At 41.5% G+C, this 18,747-nt stretch carries 14 protein-coding genes and 4 tRNA genes; 3 read left to right on the top strand and 15 right to left on the bottom strand.

The window, feature by feature from the left end; all coding sequences use genetic code 11:
* Nucleotides 1-154: 154 nt before the first annotated feature.
* The 3 genes from HXT47_RS01425 to HXT47_RS01415 form a co-directional block, all read right to left on the bottom strand.
* Nucleotides 155-3,109, bottom strand: coding sequence for a peptidase (locus tag HXT47_RS01425; RefSeq protein WP_421789149.1), 2,955 nt, complete (start codon nucleotides 3,107-3,109; stop codon nucleotides 155-157).
* 296 nt (nucleotides 3,110-3,405) lie between these two features.
* Nucleotides 3,406-3,492 (bottom strand) — tRNA-Ser (locus HXT47_RS01420).
* Nucleotides 3,493-3,603: 111 nt separating this feature from the next.
* Nucleotides 3,604-4,536, bottom strand: a complete 933-nt coding sequence (locus HXT47_RS01415) for an EamA family transporter (protein ID WP_174164236.1) — start codon at nucleotides 4,534-4,536, stop codon at nucleotides 3,604-3,606.
* 109 nt (nucleotides 4,537-4,645) lie between these two features.
* On the opposite strand from HXT47_RS01415, the gene dinB reads away from it, so the two are divergent.
* Entirely contained in the window at nucleotides 4,646-5,956 is a 1,311-nt protein-coding gene (gene dinB / locus HXT47_RS01410) for a DNA polymerase IV (protein WP_174164239.1), read from the top strand.
* Nucleotides 5,957-5,990: 34 nt separating this feature from the next.
* Here the strand turns inward: dinB and fdxA are convergent, their stop codons facing one another.
* The 10 genes from fdxA to HXT47_RS01360 form a co-directional block, all read right to left on the bottom strand.
* A complete protein-coding gene (gene fdxA, locus HXT47_RS01405; RefSeq protein ID WP_004105541.1) occupies nucleotides 5,991-6,323 on the bottom strand; it encodes a ferredoxin in 333 nt (110 codons plus the stop codon).
* Between the two features lie 122 nt (nucleotides 6,324-6,445).
* Nucleotides 6,446-8,077, bottom strand: a complete 1,632-nt coding sequence (locus HXT47_RS01400; RefSeq protein WP_004574100.1) for an APC family permease — start codon at nucleotides 8,075-8,077, stop codon at nucleotides 6,446-6,448.
* A gap of 291 nt (nucleotides 8,078-8,368) precedes the next feature.
* Nucleotides 8,369-9,640: an FAD-binding protein gene (locus HXT47_RS01395; protein WP_421789146.1), complete on the bottom strand. Its 1,272-nt coding sequence runs from the start codon at nucleotides 9,638-9,640 to the stop codon at nucleotides 8,369-8,371.
* Nucleotides 9,641-9,764: 124 nt separating this feature from the next.
* Entirely contained in the window at nucleotides 9,765-9,935 is a 171-nt protein-coding gene (rpmG, locus tag HXT47_RS01390; protein ID WP_004105548.1) for a 50S ribosomal protein L33, read from the bottom strand.
* A gap of 53 nt (nucleotides 9,936-9,988) precedes the next feature.
* A tRNA-Met gene (locus HXT47_RS01385) sits at nucleotides 9,989-10,062 on the bottom strand.
* Between the two features lie 4 nt (nucleotides 10,063-10,066).
* Nucleotides 10,067-10,138 (bottom strand) — tRNA-Thr (locus tag HXT47_RS01380).
* A 1-nt stretch (nucleotide 10,139) separates the two neighbouring features.
* Nucleotides 10,140-10,221: transfer RNA gene (locus tag HXT47_RS01375), tRNA-Tyr, on the bottom strand.
* A 110-nt stretch (nucleotides 10,222-10,331) separates the two neighbouring features.
* Nucleotides 10,332-11,429 carry a histidinol-phosphate transaminase gene (hisC, locus tag HXT47_RS01370; RefSeq protein ID WP_421789144.1) on the bottom strand — a complete coding sequence of 366 codons (1,098 nt, stop codon included), beginning with the start codon at nucleotides 11,427-11,429 and terminating at the stop codon, nucleotides 10,332-10,334.
* Between the two features lie 298 nt (nucleotides 11,430-11,727).
* A complete protein-coding gene (groES, locus tag HXT47_RS01365; RefSeq protein ID WP_004114319.1) occupies nucleotides 11,728-12,021 on the bottom strand; it encodes a co-chaperone GroES in 294 nt (97 codons plus the stop codon).
* Between the two features lie 173 nt (nucleotides 12,022-12,194).
* Nucleotides 12,195-13,277 (bottom strand): hypothetical protein, encoded by a 1,083-nt coding sequence (locus HXT47_RS01360; RefSeq protein WP_174164245.1) that lies wholly within the window; start codon nucleotides 13,275-13,277, stop codon nucleotides 12,195-12,197.
* Between the two features lie 309 nt (nucleotides 13,278-13,586).
* On the opposite strand from HXT47_RS01360, the gene HXT47_RS01355 reads away from it, so the two are divergent.
* On the top strand, nucleotides 13,587-13,763 hold the full coding sequence (locus HXT47_RS01355; RefSeq protein ID WP_004574103.1) for an FmdB family zinc ribbon protein: 177 nt from the start codon (nucleotides 13,587-13,589) through the stop codon (nucleotides 13,761-13,763).
* Between the two features lie 112 nt (nucleotides 13,764-13,875).
* Entirely contained in the window at nucleotides 13,876-14,655 is a 780-nt protein-coding gene (locus HXT47_RS01350) for a hypothetical protein (protein ID WP_410297466.1), read from the top strand.
* A 131-nt stretch (nucleotides 14,656-14,786) separates the two neighbouring features.
* Here HXT47_RS01350 and HXT47_RS01345 read toward each other — a convergent pair whose 3' ends face one another.
* Both HXT47_RS01345 and HXT47_RS01340 read right to left on the bottom strand, forming a co-directional pair.
* Complete coding sequence (locus HXT47_RS01345; protein ID WP_004105564.1) at nucleotides 14,787-14,990, bottom strand: hypothetical protein; 204 nt, start codon at nucleotides 14,988-14,990, stop codon at nucleotides 14,787-14,789.
* Nucleotides 14,987-18,745 (bottom strand): helicase, encoded by a 3,759-nt coding sequence (locus HXT47_RS01340; protein ID WP_421789142.1) that lies wholly within the window; start codon nucleotides 18,743-18,745, stop codon nucleotides 14,987-14,989. Before HXT47_RS01340 ends, HXT47_RS01345 begins: the two co-directional genes overlap by 4 nt.
* Nucleotides 18,746-18,747 lie beyond the last annotated feature (2 nt).

Genomic DNA, 18,747 nt, shown 5'->3' with positions numbered 1-18,747 from the left:
CACACAAAGGTTATAACATCATATACAAATTAATACAATAAATCGTTGTATCTATATTATGCATCATCGTATTATTTATTGCAAAATGACGCGTTAATCTACTTCAAAAAGATCTCAATAGACTAACGCGTCAAATATTCTATATCAAAACATATTATTGCACTAATCTACGCCTCATTGGAGGAATTTCGCTATGCCGTGCCCCAGTAGACATTCTCCCATGTTTAGGAACTATAGCTGAAAAACGACCTAACGATAAACCTGAAGCAAAGGTTAACATAATAACAGCAAGAAGTATCACAGTTACCGAAGAAGCGCCAGTAACAGCAAGCGATGTTGGAATTGTATTACTTTGATTAACATAATTCTTACTAGCATTTTCGTTGCTATTCGTACCGACATGTTGATTGGAAGTATGATCGTTCCCATCATTTTTTGAATCAGTTAAATCATCACTGTTAACCGTTTCATCACTACCAGTTTTACTATGATTTTCTTCTACTTTTTCTTTGCTTTCTTTACCATTCTCCTTATTTTCATTACTATTTTTTCCATCAGTTTCATTACTCAAAGTTTCTTCATTTTTCTCATCATTTGCATCATGCTCATCATTTCCATCATTCTTATCATTCTTAGAACGATCCTCGCCGCCGGAAACTTGCACAGTCTCTCCTTCTACACCCAATACATGAGTTGCTAAAGGATTACCCTGAGCATCGTAAACTTCAGCTTTCCAATAAATAGTTCCTTCATGATCTAATGTAATATCTGCAGAACTTACAGAAATAGAAGACTTCTTACTTTCTTCAGCCTGCTTATCTGTAATATTTACGCGAGATTGAGGCATTTTTTTCTCAATTTCAACAGATATTGCAGTTTCCTTAGTTTCTTTAGTTTCTTTAGCTTCCTTATTTTCCTTAGTTTCAGAATTACTGTTTTTTGTACCGCTATTTTTAGTTTCACTATTCTTAGCGTCGCCATTCTTAGCATCGTTACATTTAGCTCCGTCACAATCGCTCTTATTTTCCTTACCATCTTCATACTCGTATGCACTAAACACTACGTAACTGCCTTTTGGCAACGTGCCAGTAATACGAGCATTATCGTGGAACTTTTCACCAGCCTTAACCTTTTCATCGCTTACTCTAGTTGTAACAGATACAGGAGTAGTTAAAACATTCGGTTCAACTAAGGCACGACTCCACAATCCGTTATACGCAGATTTATGAGCTAAAGCGCGCGAAGAACCAGGAAAATCATAAACAAACACATACCATCCTGACTCACTATTTTTATTGGCGCGAATATGCACATTATCTTTCAAAACTTTCGGATCCGAAGAAGATTTATTGACTCCAGCAATAGGGCGCATTGTAATGCTTCCATTACCAACCTTATAAACTCCATTTACTGCTGGAACCTCCCAATTACCAATTAAATGATGATGCGCATCTTCTTTTGGCTCTTGCTCGGCTGCTTCACCTTTAGATCCCGGCATATATTTTTCATTATCTTTTTTAGTGCTTTTTTCACTGCCTTCTCCAGCCCACCAAACGCGAATGTGTGCCTTCTTGTCGGCATTAAAACCATATGTTTCATTACCTTTAAACGATCCATATGTTTCCGGAAGACCTCTTACAGTGATTTCACTAACAATTTCTGTGCCAATACCAACAATTTTCTGCTTTGTAACAACATCAGAACTTATAGTTGCTTGGTATACAGAAGTAGAATCTGCAGAACCAAATACTTTCACAACTTCATCATCTAATTTATCTGCATCTTCTTTTTTCTGCGCATCACGAGAAATAATCCAAACCCATGTGCCAAAAAGACCAGCTTCATTATCAGCGACTTTGTAATCTTCAGCTTCCTTCAAATCTGATGCACTAATATCGCCATTTGCGCGTTTAGCCTTAGCATTCACACTTTCGTTAGCTTTAGAAAAGTCAGCTTTTGCTGCAGCAACCTGTCGCAAATCTGGCAAAGCTCTAATACGTTTCAGGTATTGAACTGCAGATTCGCCATTGTTACGTTGCCTAATTTGCAAAATATCTTTAGCAGATCCAACGAAATAATATCCTTGGGCACGCAAAGTAACTCCATTTAACCAACTATCTTTTGCCAACACTCCACTGGTTACCGTGCTATCAACCTTCTCGCCCACATGCAGCTCATGTTTTGCAACTTTTGAAGTAAGAGTCGGCTGGAAACTGTCTTTTACTCCGAAAGCAAGTTTTTCACTATATTCAGCATCGTTTATGGAACGTATCTCGTCTTGATATTCAGGTGAATAATATCTTTCAGCTTTAGGAGCTAAAAATCCAATTTTAACGATGGCAGTACCATTCCTCTTAGAACTCCAAGGAATATTCACTACTTCATCTTTTGACTTTAATTCAACAGATTGTTTACCATCATTAAACTCAACTAAAGCATCTTCAGATTCAAGCCTAATAGGAACATCTTTAAGAGCATAGCCCTTGATATTTTTCACCCTTACATGCACAACTCCAGCATGCTTTCCTGAAGTATACTCTTGATTAACTTCTAAGTTCATAGGAGTATTATTTTCGGCTTCTTCCCACAATTTCTTAGATGTTTTTTTCAAATCCTCAGTAGAGATTTTTTCAAAACCATTATCTACAGCTCTTTTCCACTCATCTTTTTTAAGATCAAAATGATCGTGCATTGCGAAAGCTATAGATGTTTGAGTAAGCAAATCGTCATTATTACTAGAAGTTTTTATCATTTCTGCAGCAATGCGATAATCTTTGTCGAGTTCTTGCTTCCAATCACCTGATGAGCGACCAAAATCTACACTTGATTCAATACAATAAGATATATGTTTCTTGCCCCAATAACTTGGTGTAGGACCAAGCTTTGTGCGAAGAGTATGATCTTTAAGCCATTCTATTTTGTCTGAAACCTTATAAAATACACCAGGTTCATCATAATAACCTAAAGCTGACTGCGTGCAGAATATAGCAGGAATTACAAAAATAGAAGCAAAAAATGCTGACAGACTACGAATAGTTTTACGTTTCATACTAGCGCGCATATTGTTATCGCTACGAGCACTATTATGCTTCCCTCCATACTTTTTCATAAAAATCTCCTTTAGCCCAACCCTTTAAATATTATTTTGAACACTTTTAATAAGCATTCATGAGTCAACTATGAGCTTAAAGAAAGTATGAGTAAATATTTTTTTACTATTGTGGTTAAAAGCTTGAGTAAAATTACGGAGCTATTCACAAATCCACAATTTCTTCTTTTGATATATTATTTTTTATTTCTAAAGTGTAAAATAAGCGCATTTTAATTGCATACTGCACGTTTTCTATACGCAATCGATAAAAAAACAAAAACTCCGGACCGCGAAAAGCAATCCGGAGTAACCCGCGGAGTCAGAGAGATTCGAACTCTCGAGCCGCTTACACGACTAACACCTTAGCAGGGTGCCCCTATCGGCCACTCAGGCATGACTCCACTTGTTTACTGTACATAACAGCAACAGATTGACACTATAGCACCTCTTAAGGACTGTAAACAAGCTTGGCGACACACTTTAAGATAACATTAATATAACAATATCCAGTGCTACACAGGATTATGATCTCCAGAAAACGTTACGACTACAGCAAACATAACAAGAATTATTCCTGCAATATCAGTCAATGTTGGAATTTCACCAAATCCCATTCCAATAATAACCGCGATCGCAGGATACAACGCTTGCATAACAGAGTATTTTGCAGAAGTAACACGTTTCAATAAAACCTGATCAAGCAAAGTTGGGAAGAAAGAAGCGCATATTGCAATAACCAACATTAACGCAAGTAAAGCAAAAGAACCACCAGGGCGAGCAGCCCAAGTAGCTTCTGGTTTAGGCGAAATAACATGCTGCACTGCAGGAACAGCAAGAACAATAGACTGCAGCAGCCAACCGATAAGAGCTGCAACACTTACACGATCAATAGCATGTGAACTTTTTGCCAACATGCGACCTGAAACAATATATAGACCCCACATTGAACCGCCAACAAGAATGGCGAATAACCCAATTAGAAAATGTGGGCTTACTGAACTATGTATAGAAGCACTAGCTAACAGCATAATGCCACAAACAGCAATCACAATTCCCACACGCTCTCGCCATTCATGACCTGTAATAACAGCTACAAGCAAGGGGCCTATGAATTCTATGGTTACCGCAACGCCAACAGCCATGCAACTAATAGCAACATAGAACATAGTGTTCATAGCAACTAACGACACGCCAACAGCTGCAACAATCCCCCATTCTCGTAGCGTTTTTGGCAAAAGACTACGTTTGCTGCGAGAAAATGGTCTTCTCCAAGCCAAAAGCAACAATGTCATAAATCCTACGCGATACCACACTGCATACAGAGGATCCAATTGGCTAAAAGCTACTTTTGCAACAGAGGTTGCTGTATACACCATTGAAGCCTCAATGACGATAATAAGCAGCACAGGCATGCGATGTAAAAGATTGACGACAAATTGCTTCATAGCAACAACCCTACATGAATATTGATCCGACATACGCTTTTCTACAAAAACATTAGTTTAATCCACAAATTTTTTCCATAAAATCGAACGTTTGTTCTATTATAAACTTATGAGTACAGCACCGAGAGTACAAGCAGCGAAACGTGATTGGGGGCACGACACCTCAGGTTGTAACATACTTCACGTCGACATGGATGCATTTTATGCTTCTTTAGAAGTTGCAAGACATCCGGAGCTTAAAGGAAAGCCGCTTATTATTGGCACAGGCAATCGTGCTGTTGTTTCTGCAGCAAGCTACGAAGCGCGCGCTTACGGCGTTAATTCCGCTATGCCCGTTGTTAAAGCTAGAAATCTTTGTCCACAAGGAGTTTTCTTGCCAGTTGACATTCCTTATTATTCAAACGTTTCCAAAAGTATTTTTGAAAATATTTTTTTGCATATTACTAATCAAGTTGAAAAAGTTTCTGTTGACGAATGCTATATGAATGTTAAATCGGCTTTATTACAGTGGAAATCGCCTGTAAATATTGGAACTTGGGTACGAAAAGAAGTATTTGAAAAGTATCATATTACATGTTCAGTTGGTATTGCTAACAATAAACTTATTGCAAAAATGGCTTCCACTAATGCAAAACCTAATGGAATGCTTCTTATTCCGCAAAAATGCAATGAAGATTTTGTATCAATAATGCCATTGCGCGCAATACCAGGAATTGGCTCATCTTTAATACATAAGCTTGAGGATTGGGGCTTATCTACTGTTACGTCGCTTAAAAATGTTGACGAAGCAACGCTTACTCGCATAACAGGTTCGCAAATCTTAGCAAGAATGATATATCAATCAGTTAGGGGCATAGACGAGCGCACTGTGACTGCACATGCCCCTGAAAAATCCATTGGAACTGAGCGAACTCTTGATACAGATACCACGGACGAGAATGCTGTTAAACAATTACTACAGCAATGCTGCAGCGAAGTAACTCAACAGTTGCGAAACAGAAAACTTATGGCACGCACTATAACGTTAAAACTACGCTTTGGCGACTTGCATTATGTTACTAGATCTTCTACTTTGCAAAACGCAACTGATTCAACACACGAGTTTTACGAGCATGTCGTTGTTTTGCTTTCTAAAGCTAATCCAACTGTGCATAATTACATTCTTGGAGGCAATAATACAAAGCTTTTAAGCCCAGTTCGTTTAGCTGGTGTTACAGCGAATAATCTTGTGCCAACAAATAAGGTTTCACTTCAGCCTTCTCTAAACGATATTCTGGAGGAAAATACTCGCGAATCTAAAAATCCTACACAAAACAGCATGTCCGCAATGAATAAAAATACTAGATTGCGTCACGCAGAACACGCTTTAGATGCCGTTCGCAAAAAATACGGCAACAACGCGGCTCATATTGGATTATGAACTCGCGCCACATTAAACAATACTTTTCAAATGATTAATTACTTGCTTTATCTGAACGCGGAGGCAAGGCTGCAACGCGAGCTTCATCCCATCCGGAAGCTCCAGCATCTGTAGCTCCTCCCAAATCTCCGAGCTTGTCGAAATAATCAACCGCAGCATCGCGATACCACTCCCAGCCTTCTGGCAAATCATCTTCATAAAAAATAGCTTCTACTGGGCAAGCCGGTTCGCAAGCTCCACAATCCACACACTCGTTCGGGTTAATATAAAGCGTTCGATCGCCTTCATAAATGCAGTCTACAGGGCATTCATCTACACACGCTTTATCTTTTACATCAACGCAAGGCTCTGCGATTACATATGGCATAACGCCCTCCTTTCTGCTTTTATGCAACTTTTCTATTATAGAACATTTTTGAAAAGTCTATGACACAAAAAGTCGGCATGCGATATAACCGTATGCCGACTTCTTGCTAAATAAATAATTTATTAATTTTGATTATTTTGCGAGGCCGCAGCAGACGCCTCAGCTTGAACTTCTGCACGAGCCTGCTCCTCTGTTTCTCCTTCAGCTACCTTCGCTGCAGCAGCGGCATCTTGAGCAAACAAAGTTTCAACCGGAACACCGAGCTGCTTAGCTTTACGCAACTGCCTGCCAAGCAAAGAATTACGGTAAGAGTAACCGAAGTACACCGCAAAACCAATTGCTAGCCACACTGCAAAACGAATCCACGTAAGCACAGACAAGTTAAGCATGAGCCAGAATGTAGAAAGTGCTGCAAACAGCGGAAGCCATGGATTGCCAGGAACGCTAAATGAACGGTGCAAATCTGGTCTGCGCATACGCATAATCGGCACGCCAGCAGAAACAAGCAGGAATGCAGAAAGCGTACCAATGTTCACCATATCGGAAAGAATACCAATATCGAGAGTGGAAGCAACGACTGCCACAACAATACCAGCAACGATCTGAAGTCTTGCAGGAATACCACGCTTGCTCACTTTAGAGAAGCTGCGTGGGAGCAGACCATCACGGCTAACAGCGAAGATAATGCGCGTAAGACCGAGCAAAAGCACCATCACAACGGTTGTTAAACCAATAACAATACCGAGGGAAATAATCTTTGCAGCCCAAGTAGCACCCACAAGTTCGAAGCTTGTAGAAAGCGAAGGAGCGGCTTGCTTTGCCAAATCCTTATAGGAAACCATACCAGTTGTTACGACTGCGACGAGGATGTAAAGAACAGTAACAATAAACAATCCAAGACCAATGCCTCGTGGAATGTTCTTGTGTGGATCCTTAGTTTCTTCTGCTGTGGTTGCCACAACGTCAAAACCAATAAACGCGAAGAACACGAGGGCCGCGCCGGAAAGAATACCTGGAACGCCATAAACAGCTGGCTGCATGCCTGTTACCCACTGCCACAGAGGCTGGCTCATAACGCCAGAAACTTCTATTCCCTTTACACTTGCAGCGTCGGTTGCAGGTGGCACAAATGGCGTAAAGTTGGAAGCTTTAATGTAGAAGAAGCCCACAACAACCACGAACAGAACGATACCAATCTTCAAGATTGTTAAAGCGCCGTCGAAGCGTGCAGAAAGCTTAGTTCCAAGGACAAGCATAGTTGTAAAGAATGCAACAATTATAATTGGAGCAACATCAATAGTGAAACCACCTACGTTAAAACTGGTGGTCATATTCAAACCGAAAAGCTTCATTAAATCGTTAAGATAAACGCCCCAATACTTTGCAATTACTGAGCCAGCCATCAGCATTTCTAGGATCATATCCCAGCCAATAATCCAAGCAATAAGCTCACCAACTGTAGTATATGTAAACGTATAAGCAGATCCAGCAACTGGGATCATTGAAGCAAATTCTGCGTAGCACATTGCAGCAGAACCGCATACAATGCCTGCAATAATAAAGCTAATAATTACAGCAGGACCAGCATGGAATGCTGCAGCCTGAGCACCGACAGAGAAAATACCGGCACCAACAGCGACAGCAACACCCATAACTGCCAAATCCCAAGCATTTAATGTACGTTTAAGATGGCGTTCACCATCCATAGTCTCAGCGATAGTCTGTTCAACAGACTTTTTTCTCCATATTTGCATAATAAACGCACTTTCGTTGAGGTATAGGTATAAAGGTATGCCGCAATCAGAAGCGAATTAATAAATTTGCGAAACAGTTGCGACTTCACCTATATAAAATTTCTACTTAATTTTCTTTATTTATTCCTGTAAATGTAATTAAATAAAAAAATTTATATAGATAATGTAGGTAAATATTACACAAAACATTGCTTACACGGTAGTTTTACCGTGTGTTCCTTTATTATTTGTGAAAATTTAAACAATAAACTTATATATTACTGCATAAAACATATTATATTCGTAAAATTTTCAGTTTATAGAAATATTTATTACAACAGGTTCAGGAATAAGCGTTACACCAAACTTACTTTGCACACCACGGATAATAGTTTTTGCCAAATTTGCAATGTCGTCACAAGAAGCATTATTACGATTGGTAAGCGCCAAAGTATGCAATGAAGAAAGACCTGCAGGCGAAGGTTTCCCATTTTCTATAAGCCTAAAACCCTTATGGAATCCAGCATGGTCAATAAGCCAAGCTGCAGAAGTTTTTATACCATGCGATCCATCTTGCATAATTGCATCAAATTTAGGAGCATCTTCTGGCAAAGTATCGGCTTCACTAGTACTAAGTATTGGATTCATAAAGAAACTACCGCAACTATGACGATCACTGTAAATATTATCGCCCTCTAAAAATTCACCAGTAACATAGTCTTCACTTTGCAATCGCAAAGCAAATTCAACACCTTCAGCACACTTTGTACCACGCATCCACAGCTTATCGTAACGAGAAGCATCCTCAAGCATGCCTTTAGAAGCACGAACGCGCAAAACTTCACGACGTATTGCTGCTGTTTGCATGCGCTCGCCTAATTCTACGTGCAAAGCATTAGCTAATTGCGAATGAGAAACAACGCCGGTTGAATTATGCTTCAAACAAAAAGTAACAGACAGTACAACGTAACGAGGAGTAGGAAAATACGAGTCCACAGGGACTCCTACTGAAGAGTACATGCTTTTTTTAAGCAATGAAGTGCGATACCCAAAATTTAAAGCATCCTTCTGCAGCTCTATAGTTGATTTTGTTTTGCGGTCCCAAACTTCTACGGAAGTAACACTTTGAGATACTTCTTGACCATAAGCGCCAATATTTTGTACAACAGAAGCCCCAACAGTGCCAGGTATGCCAGAAAGACCTTCTACACCCTCTAAGCCAAGAGAAATCGTATGTGAAACAAAATCATCCCAATTACAACCAGCTTCAGCATTGATATGCACTAAATGAGCACCACTTTGCAAATCAATGCCATCTTCTGAAGGTGCTGCTTCATCAAGCACATGAATATCGCGTCTAGCATCTCGCACAACAACGCCGTTGAAATCCTCATCGCTAACAAGCATATTAGAGCCGCCACCGATAACACATAAAGGCAGACCAGCCTCATCAGCATCTTCTACCGCTTCAATAACAGCAACGCGACTTTTGGGCTCTATAAAACGCACAATTTTGCCACCTACGCCAACAGTTGTTATATCTGCAAATGATGGATTATTTACTAAAGATGCTTGCATACTCATGGTTTAAATATTAACAGCAATAAATAACAAAAACCCCGCATTAAGCGGGGTAATAAGCATAAAATCTGCGCAACTAGCAACAAGCTTAAACAAGCCAAAACCGTGAGCGCAGTAAGCTGAAAATTCAGCGAGTCTCGCGATGAAGCGTATGCTTGCCGCAGCGTGGGCAGAACTTGTTCAACTCAAGACGATCAGGCGTATTGCGACGATTCTTCGTCGTGATGTAATTACGCTCTTTGCACTCCGTGCATGCCATCGTAATGCCCGGACGGATGTCGGCGCTCTTGCTTGCCATTTCGTTCACCTCTACAATTCATTATTGGCCAGCCAGTCTCCTACTGGCCGTTGTAGCGAGGAAGAGACTCGAACTCTTGACCTTACGATTATGAGTCGTACGCTCTAGCCAGCTGAGCTACCCCGCCAGAGAGCCTCGAGTGAGAATCGGACTCACGACCTCTTCCTTACCAAGGAAGTGCTCTACCACTGAGCTATCGAGGCGTGGCGGGTAGTGGATTCGAACCACTGAAGCACGAAGCGGCTGATTTACAGTCAGCTCCCTTTGACCACTTGGGAAACCCGCCAGCAGTCTCCGTAAGAAGTGAACTTCAAACGGCAACTTTGTTATTTTGCCACGAAATCGCGACTAATGCAAGATTAAGACACGCCGAAAGCAAAACTTTTATGCAAAAAGCTAGTTATTTAGCGAAAAACCCTCTTTTTTTAAATTTTCGCAAACTGTCAAAACTCTGTCATTAGCCTCGCGCTCGCCGATACTAATGCGAATACCTTCACCAGCAAAAGCGCGAACAGACAATCCTGCAGCAATAAAATGTTCTGTTACTTTCTCAGTATCTGCCCCAAATGGCATCCAGAAGAAGTTTGCGTACGCATCCTCAATATTCCAGCCTTGCTCGCGTAAAGCTTCAACAATGCGCTCGCGCTCAGCAACAAGAGATGCAACACGAGTACTCATCTCCTTGCTTGCGTCATTTTCCAAAGAAGCCAAAGCTGCGACCTGCGCTATTTGAGACACTCCAAATGGCACAGCAACTTTACGCATACCCTCTACGACTTCAGCCGGAGCAATACCATAACCAATGCGCAAACCTGCCAATCCATAAGCCTTGGAGAACGTTTGAGCAACAACTACATTTGGATACTCATGGTACAGCTTTATGCCATTTGCAGTGCCTTTTGCTGTGTTAAACTGCACATAAGCTTCGTCAATAAGTACAAGAACGTCGCTTGGCACAGCATCTAACACCTTGCGAGCTTCCTTCTCGCTAAGTGAAGCAGAAGTTGGATTATTAGGATTATTCAAAATAATCAAACGCGTGCGATCGTTAATAGCTGCAATCATAGCGTCAACATCGTGAGAACCATCGGCACGATTAGGAATCTGAACGCTTGTAGCACCAGCTCCCGTTACAATAATCGGGTAAGCTTCAAAGCTTCTCCAAGGATATATGACCTCATCTCCCGGACCTGCAACCAAGTCAACAAGCTGCGTAATAACTTCCGTAGAGCCGCAACCAAGCACTACTTCGTCTGCAGTCACACCAAAACGCTTAGCAAGTTCTTCAACAACTTCTGTGCCACGCATATTAGGATAACGGTTTATTACATTAAGCGCGCGATTTGAGATTGCTTCTTTTACGCTTTGCAAAGGCTCATAAGGATTTTCGTTACTAGAAATCTTATACGCACGAATGCCGTCCAATTTAGGAGCTGGCTTACCCTGCTTGTAGCTAGGAATTGTATCTACAATATTGCGGTGTTTGTATGTCATACTTCTCCATCATACTCTACACATACCTTAACTGTGCAATAGCGAAAATCTGACTAAAATTGCGCACGCATGTAAAGAAACTGCCGCTTTATCGCCTTAATCCGACCAAAACTTTACAGCCATGTAAACTTTCTGCCGTTTCCAAGCCAAAATCCGACCAAAACTTTACAGCCATGTAAAGTTTCTGCCGGCTATCCAAATATTTCACGGCACATTCTTACGTACCGCAATAAAAAACGCTGGGAATAACGTTTCCGTCATTTCCAGCGTAAGTTTTATTGTTTCAACCAGCTAAATACTAGCCAAGAATCGCAAGCACATCACGAGAAGACACGATTAAGTAGTCCTCACCTTCGTAATGCACTTCAGTTCCACCGTACTTGGAATAAAGAACCTTGTCTCCAACCTTAACATCCATAGGAATGCGCTCGCCCTTATCGTCACGACGACCAGGACCTACGGCAAGAACTTCACCCTGCTGTGGCTTTTCCTTGGCATTATCTGGAATATACAAGCCAGAAGCAGTCTGAGTTTCCGCTTGAGCTTGCTTAACAATAATCTTATCCTCCAACGGTGTGAGCTTAATCGACACTGTTGCCACCCCTTTCATAAGAGATATTAATTTCGTACGCAAGAAACAATCCGACGAGGCTGACGATCACGTCCGCAACCGCACTTACGCTCTGTGCCTCATAATAGCGCGAATTTAGCACTCTAACAACTCGAGTGCTAATCTTTTAAGAAAATTTTTAGAAAACTCTTAAATCAGGCATTGCGACGAGCAAGAACATCATGCAAATTTGCCACACCAAGTGAGTCTTCAGAACTTTCTGGAGCATCCACTTCGCTTACTTTTTCTTTTTCGTGGAACTGAGAAGAGTTTGCAGCAACAAAATTAGTAGCGGCAGCAGCACTATCAGCGTTAGCAACTGGTACAGCTTTAACTACTTGCTTAGTTGATTTAATTTCCAAACTTTCTGGAGTACGAGATGCCAAATTAGCATTACTTGAATCAGACTTAGTTTGTGAATCAAGCGAGAACGAAATTAAATCTTGATTAGACTGATAGTTTTGCCCCGAAGCCACAGAAGCGTTAGAAGAATCGTATGCGTCTTTATTTTCCGCTTCAACGATATTAGATTCTTTAGATTCAGATTCTTCTTTATACGAACGCTCACGCAACGCTGCATTGCGCTCTTGCTCCGCACGATGTAACGCAACACGAATTTCGCTCTGCTCCATAACCGAAGTTTCAGTATTGTCACGAGATGCGCCATTTCGAACAGGCACTACAGTCTGAGATACAGAATACTCAGCACTGTCGTTTTGAGCAATCGCATCACTACTGTTGATTCCTCCATTAAAATCAGAATCAGATGCAGAAGAATAATCTTTCAACTGACGTATAACAGCACTATTGCGGCGTTCACATAATTCATCATCGGCTTTGCGTTTCGAAGCAGCGCGCATTGTTGCAATACGCGCCTCCCAAGCACGAGCATGCTTAGAAGCACGAGCTCCAAAATAAAACACTACTGCCAACATAGCTCCAGGAATAAGAGCAAAAACTGGAGAAAATATACCAGAGCATCCTGCTAAGAATACGACAAAAGTCAAGACAGCAAGCGCAACTACCAACACACAACGACGGCGTATCGCAGCACGCCTAGCAGCGCGAATGCGCGCAATATATTCAGGAGTTAATGTTCGTTTTTGTTGTGTCGGTTGCATACAAGCCCCTTTTGCCAACATACTAGTACCGTCGCAAATACGCGCAGTACTCCACTCACCTACAAGATGAAGTGTTGGTGAAAACCTATCCTCGCGATGTTCAAGCATAGACTTCATGCCGTTAACCGTGCGTTTAGGCAACCACCCGAACCATAAGGCTACGAGGATGACTAATACGAGTACCGCACTCACCGATTCATAACCCATAACTATTAATATAAGGAAGTCATAGGATGTGTAGCAACATAAACATTTCGGCGTGTCGCCAAAATGTGGGATTACTGCGCGCGCCATCACACAATATGCTGTGCCGCAATCATTCACTAAGCAAATTTAACACCTATAATAACTGTCATAGTATGTACTAGGATATGTGAAGGAACAGTAAGTTTCTACTTACGTGCTCGTGTAACTTCGGAGGGACTTTTGCCTACTTATCATTATCGTTGCAAGCAATGCGGATACGATTTTTCAGAACATCAATCATTTTCAGATGACCCTATTACCATTTGCCCTCAGTGCGGGAAAGATGCAGTGCACAAAGTGTACTCCGCTCCTCCAATCAACTTTAAAGGCAAAGGCTTTTATCGAACCGATAAATGATTTTGTAAAATTATAAATATTAATTATTGTTTAAATATTGCGCGCTAATAGGTTTTATCCACAGCGCGCAATTTTTCTTGCTCTTGCATTTTTTATATTTCAAAATGCAAGTATGAGCATAAATTTTTCTTTATTTAAATCTCAAAATAACGCAAAAAATAGTGCGTTATTGCAGCGAAGGCAACGCGCTTTCGTGCGGAAAATCATTATTGTGCTATGTGCTGGAATGATGGCTTTACTCGTTGTGTCAACTATTATTGATTCACAAGAAACTCAAGTCATAGCAGTAGCTAAACACAATATTCAGCAAGGTTCACGCGTTAGCGTAAACGATATTGCATACGTTCGAGTTCCTAAGCATAAAGTATTTAATCAAGCGTTATCCAATAATATAAGCGCGAATGCTTCTATTATTGCAACATGCGAAATACGTAAAGGCATGCCAATTTTGCAAACACTATTAAGTAAAATTCCGCGCATTCCAGAAGGATTCACTTCTATTACCATTCATTTAGCTAGTGCAGATCACACACTGCTTCCTGGCGAAAAAATCGATTTAGCTTTTAGCAAGCCTGTGCAAGATGAAGAAATTTCTAACTCTCAAAATGCAGAAATCCACAACAGCGAAAAATCCAAAAGCAACACTGTGACAAATAACGATAAAAACAAAAACCACGATATTGAAGAAAACAATATTGCAGAAATTGACGAACGCTATGTTAGCGTAGTTCATAATGTTATGGTAATGCAAATAACTCAAAGCACTCAAGCTTCACAAAATCAGCAGAATACTACCACTCTTGCTATGCCTGCTGCAGATGCGTTGCGATTATTACAAGCTCAGTCTGCAAACCCCTCTTTGGCAATTATTGCCATGAAATTGTCACAATGAGATTGCCGTCATGGAATACGTACACGATTAGTAGAAATCAGCGGTAATTACTAGCAATTAGCGATAATAGCCAGTCAGCAACAAGCAGCAACAAGAATAAATCATTCTGCTACTTCTCGCGTATTTCAAGCTCAACTCATACGCTCGGAAAACACCGCCCAGTGAGGCGGCAATTCGCTTAAAATACGATTATCGTCGTCTTGATTACGCTGTTGCAAAGTAAGCTCGTCAGAAGGCTCGAGTTTAACGCCATCTGCATCAAAAAGCTCTGAGCCTTCACGGACAACCCTAACCGACCTGCGGGGAGATCTTCTATTGGGATCGTATTTACTCATTCGTTGTCACCATACAATTCCCCGAGACGAGAAACAACACGATCAACCTCTTTTTCAGGATTGACAAAAGCTCCAACGCTCCACACTGTCATAACTGACCAGCCCAAGGATTCCAAATCCTGAATAATCATGCGATGACGTTCACGAGTTGATTGCACGCTCATAAATTGCGCATCATCCGTAAGCACAGCAACAGCAAATGGCTTATCCGCAAGTCCAACTACTAGAGGAATTCTAACGCCATTATCGAAGCCATAGTTGACTGCAACTTTTAATCCACGCGAGCGAATACGCTCAGCTAAATCAGTAAATAGCACATTCCTTTGCGCAGCTTCTGCAGCAATTTGCGCTTCAACATCGTTAGCATCTTCTGGACGAAGCGGCTTATCACTTAACTTCTCAGCCCATTGCAAAAGACTCTTCAAAAGCTTTGGACCATCTTGGTGCAAACGCTCATCTTCCATATCTTTAGATGTAAACGCACTAACAATATCTAGATGACGACGAGCTAGAGCCAAAGCGTCAAGAAGCATACTGCTTCCACCTTCTTCTTCAAGCAATCCAAACTGCTGAAGAAGTCTGCCATGAGATGTTTTTGCATAGCAAAGCGACATAATTACATCTGTTGCTATTGCTCCAGAAGCTTCATTAACGCCCAAAAGTCTCACATGTCGCAAGAATCTAGCCATGTTTTCGTCTTTAATAGACAAAGACTTCAACTCCGCTCCCAAACGACTACGGAACACGTTTGTCAACGTAACTACGACAAGCACATAGCTTGAAGGAACAACCGTAAACGTATTTGCGCGCTGACGAATAAGCTCAACTACTTCATCAATTTCACGCTGGCTGCTTTCAATAAGCCCAGAAGACATTACTGGAACTCCAGTTGCTTCAATTTGATGCAAACGAACTTTGCCTTGCAAACGCTCAACAGGAACGTCGTGACGCAACTTTCCGTAACCATGTTCTTCCAAGAATCGCGCTAAACGAAGCGAGCGCCTTGTTGCTCTAGAAACTACTGTTACAGATGGGAGTAATGAAATAAGCGAACGCAAGCTTTCAGAACTTATTGTTTGCTTATGTGCTAAAACTACTACTTGATGAGCACGAGACAAAATAGATAGCAACTCAATATTTGATATATGAGATGCCGAATCAATTATTACAGTATCTGCAATAGGTCTCAATGGAGTCATCATAGTAAGAGTAGATGGCATAGCTACAAGTATTGGTTTCGCAGCCAAAACAAGTTCCGCATAATTGCGCAATAATTTATTAAAAGTAATTCCAGAACGGTTTCCGGCAAGCATAGTATGTAACTGATTAGCTTCTTGCGTATGCGAGAACAATAAATCACACAAATGCCTCATAGCTTCTTGCTGAACCATTGGACCGATTGAACGCACATGTTCTGTATCAACTTGCACGAATCGATCAGAAGCATCTTGCATTGCTGAGCCATCTTGGTGAGAAATAATTGCAGAAGAATTAACGATATCTTCAAAAACAGTAGTCCACCAAGCTAATTGCAACTCACCGTCAATTGCATTACCTGTAACGTTGCGACGACGCAAATCGCTGACTAAATCAGATAAGCCCGCTTTACTGAACTCGCGTTCCAAATTGCAACGACCAGGGAGAGTATCTAGAGATGCTCTGTCGTCATGCAAATCTTGCAAACGAGCTTCGAGCTGCGCAAATTCAATATTTTCAAGATCTGCGCCCTTAAGAGTTGTTGCTAACACTGCATCAAGAGCAACTAAATGCCTTGCTAATAACTCTTGAGTATTTACAATATCATCCAATTTTGGCGGCAAAACAGGCCATCCGCCGTGAGGTACGAAAGTACGCCACTGAGCTGCTTGCTGCGCAACAATCTTTAATGCCTCATGCAAATCATCGACTTTAGCTCCAACTCTCAGCAAACTGCGCGCTTCTCGAACATGATGTCTACGTTCCCAGAAGCCCATAACTGTGCCTTCAGCTTTACGCTGAGCTTTCGGCTTACTCGCTTCAATCATTGCATCTAAATCGCGCTCAAAAATTTCAGGCTGGAATACGTCAAGTACACGTCGCAAATTTTTGAGAACTGTAACTTGACGACTCCACTCACGAGCTGTTGTTGGCACAGGGAAACCACAGCTTTGCACAGTGCTTTTAACTTGTTCTCGAGTTGCTGGAAGAAGCTTAAGAAGCACGTCTACAACACGCTGATATACAGATATAGCTTCATTTTCGTCAAATATCGACGCGCCAAACCAAGGAGTATCTTCAGGATTTATCCTAAACTCTCCAAGCTCATCGGCTTGGTGGAATTTCTTCGACCACTCCTCAATATGACCGGTCATAGCGTGCGCTGCGGCAACATCTAAACGCACATGCGTAGACGGATGAGTTGGGAACATTGCAATTGCTGCAAGATTCTGGATTGTTTGATATGCAGATACCCCCCAAGTTTCGTTGATACCGTGAAGATCGCCTAAATAACGAGTAAGGCGAGAACGCACTCCAACCAACTCATCTGCAACCTGCTCAAATCGTGAAGTCGCAATACTATGTCTAGCGCCAACTGCTGCAATCAACTGCGCATCGACATGTTTAGCAATATGACCATCCGCAACGTCTAATGCTAATGAGGAAATTTCATGCGTATTCAACGTGTAACGGAAACGCCTCTGCTGTTCAACAACATTAGGCACATACAACACAGAACGTCCTGCAATCACAGAACGAGAAGCAATCGCAGCAGCAATCGCAGCTGAATCCGATCCCGAATCAATATCCACGAACAGAGATTTTCCAGAAGCAACAAGCTCCGCTGCATAACGCACAACGTTATCTACTTCACCAACTTCGCATTCGCTATGAGGATCTGCGTCGAAAGGACTATATTCTGGCTTATTTGCAGACTGAAGCTTATGAATAGCTCGATCATCGCCAGCCATAGCGTCAATCATTGCATTCCCAACATTGCCAGATTGCAAAGCGTTAATAATTTGTTCACTTTCTGCTACGAAACGCGAACCAGCATCTGTGAAGCAGCCAAGTATAATATCGCGCTCAATATCAAAATCTGGAAAAGCTGAGCGAGCTTGCTTACAAATAGCATCAAACACTACAGAAGTTTCTGGCGTTCCACTTTCATATTGAGATCCGTCGAATAAAACATCTTCCCTAAGTTGAACACCACGCTCACTTAAACGCGACACAAGCGAATTGTTCAGCCCAACACTTCCAGAGAAATAAATAGTGGCGGAGGTTTCATCTTGATTAGTGTCACGAACAACTTTCACAGGATACGTAAGAACAGGCACATGGTTGCCATTCCACGATGCAACACCGACTATTAAAGAAAGCTCGGAAACACCACTTTCGTGCGCTTTTGCGTCTCTATCTTCAAAAACTCGATCTAGCCTTCGCCCAGCAGCTCGCAACATTCCAGCGTCCCGGAATAAAGATTTTAATGTTACTTTTCCGCTTGCAAAAAGTTGCGCAATTCCGGAAGGATGAGCATGCGTCAACTCTAATTGAGCAGCAAGTTGCGTTACATCTTCTAGTGGAGAAGGAGATAGCTGAGCCTGATATTGCTGCTTCCACTCAACTATATGTTGTAAAGCGTTAGTACGAGCGCTGTTCGTATTATTAGAGCCAGATTTTTCTAAAGAACCATCCTCTGACGTAGTATTTTCAACTACTGCATCAGTAAAAACTTGCTCTGACGAATCCTGCTCCACGTTGTTTGTATCACTCATAT

The sequence above is a fragment of the Gardnerella sp. DNF01205 genome (assembly GCF_049244135.1).
GTDB lineage: Bacteria > Actinomycetota > Actinomycetes > Actinomycetales > Bifidobacteriaceae > Bifidobacterium > Bifidobacterium leopoldii.
The sequence above is the reverse complement of the archived record's forward strand: the minus strand, read 5'-3'. Positions and strand labels throughout refer to the sequence as shown.